Origin of the sequence: Aliiruegeria sabulilitoris (assembly GCF_001558155.1) — a bacterium.
GTDB lineage: Bacteria > Pseudomonadota > Alphaproteobacteria > Rhodobacterales > Rhodobacteraceae > Tropicimonas > Tropicimonas sabulilitoris.
The window spans coordinates 1-1999 of record NZ_LOAS01000069.1; the positions used below are offsets into that span (position 1 = coordinate 1).

Sequence of the window (1999 nt, forward strand, 5' to 3'; positions counted from 1 at the left end):
ACACAGCCATCGTCATAATATGCTTGCTCGTTGGAGCCAGGTGTCAGACCGCTGGAGGTAGGAGGGCTTGCGGATCCCGTGTCTTCTACACATCCGGCAAGTGATGCAGTTGCCAAGATTGCTGCAAGCAGCACAATCCGATTGTTCATTGGTTCTCTCCCTGGTCCAAGTTTGTCTGTAGAACTGCCTTGCCTTTGGCTGATTTCGATTTAACGCATTGAACGATGCGCCATGTGCGCCGCAACGACATTGACCCATGTCATTTACTTGTGCGGTCCGCCGGACCATTCGCCCGTGGAAAAGAGCATCCATGGAAATTGGACATGTGAGGCGGCAATCCAACTTTGGCGCAGACCTGTACTTGGGGCAAGGCTTCAGAACCTGCAGTCGCGTTTGGGGCAACCGGTTGGCAATTTGTCTCGGCTGGGGCCTTCACTCTGGCGGAAACCGTCGGCATTGCCCTTTGGAACCGGCCTCGGTCGTCGAAGCGAAGTCGCGGAGAGATCCGCCCCAATCAGGATTACACACATGGTGCGGCAATTTCGGCTGTGGGCGAACGGCGGTGGGCAAGCCGTCCACGGATGCCACGGGTTGAACCGTTGCCGCCCCCCCCCCCGCAAACTCTACGGACTGCCTACTGCACCTTTGCCCCATCCAGCGCCATCGTTATCAGCGGCACCCCAAGAACGGCTGTACTGCTTGCAGAGTTTGTCCAGAAGACAATGGTCGTCCCACTTGTAGGCGAATGCGCTGTATCGCTTTCAAATCCCATGGTCTGGCCGCCATGCCCAAACATATCGCCTGGCTTGCCTATCAGGCCGATACCGTAGGACAGATTTGGATACGGCGCCGGTACGCCATCGGCCATGGCGTCGAGTGTACCGGCTTTAGCAAACAGCCACCCGGCCATCAGCCGTTCGATAAAGAGAGCCATGTCCGGCGCTGTCGAGATAATGCCGCCGGCCGCCCAGCCCTGGGATAGGTTCCAGCCGGTCGTCTCCAGGTCGAAAGGCGCCTTGTACCAGGCCCGCGACAGGCCGACCTCAGGAGACGGAACGTCATTCCACAGGAACGTGTTCGCCATTCCTGCAGGTTCAAACACGCGTCTCTTGAACACCTCCGCCAGCGGTGCCTGTTCCAACTTCTCGATGATCAATCCGAGCAGGATGTAGCCGGTGTTTGAATAGGACCAATGGCCATCGGCGCCTGCTTCAAAGCTCGGTTCGCCGTGGGCAATGGCGAATTCCACCAGTTCCGCAGGTGTTCGGCTCACGGCCAGCATGTCCGGGTTCTTCAGCGCGCCTTCCATTATCCCGGGCGTCCCGTCCGGAGCGTCGTCGGTGTAACTGAAGACACCGGAGGTGTGGGTCGCAAGGTGCCTGAGCGTGATAAGGTCGCCGAATGGCAATCGGCCGGCGATCTCTGGCAGATGTGCTTGCAGCGGATCGGTTAGGTTAAGACGGCCTTCTTCCTGCAACTGCATCAGGACCGTTCCAGTCACCATCTTGGTGGCGCTGCCGATCTCGAATGGCATCTCGCACTCAAGCTGCGCGCTGTTGTCAAAGTCGGAAATACCCGCCGCCTTGAAATACGCCCAGTCGGTGGATCGGACGAGCAGGACGGCACCGGGCGCGTTCATTCCGTCTTTGGAATAGGCACCCACTGGATCCACCGTGTCTTTCAGCAACTTGTCCAGTGCCTCGACCAAGGCACCAGGTGGTTCAGGTGCATCGCCACAAGTTTTAAGGTCCACCCCGACGAATTCACAAAATGCTGCCGTCGCCAATAACCAAGAGAGGATACCACCCGTCAGCATCGACGTTTCGACAGTTCTCATTGGCTTCCCCACGGATTTCCCAGGTTCTCCACGTGGCCCAATCACACGCGTCGTTCGACCGTATCACCGACGCCGTGCCGGTTCATAGACCCGTGGTCTGAACCATAGAGAATGCCCGCTTCTCTAATTGGGCGTCTGGGTCAAGCTCGTTTCCTTTCATTC

1 protein-coding gene is annotated in these 1999 nt (G+C 58.0%); it reads right to left on the reverse strand.

Annotated elements, in window-relative coordinates; translation table 11 throughout:
• Nucleotides 1-634 precede the first annotated feature (634 nt).
• Nucleotides 635-1837, reverse strand: coding sequence for a serine hydrolase domain-containing protein (locus AX756_RS24240; RefSeq protein ID WP_082739358.1), 1203 nt, complete (start codon nucleotides 1835-1837; stop codon nucleotides 635-637).
• Between the last annotated feature and the right edge of the window lie 162 nt (nucleotides 1838-1999).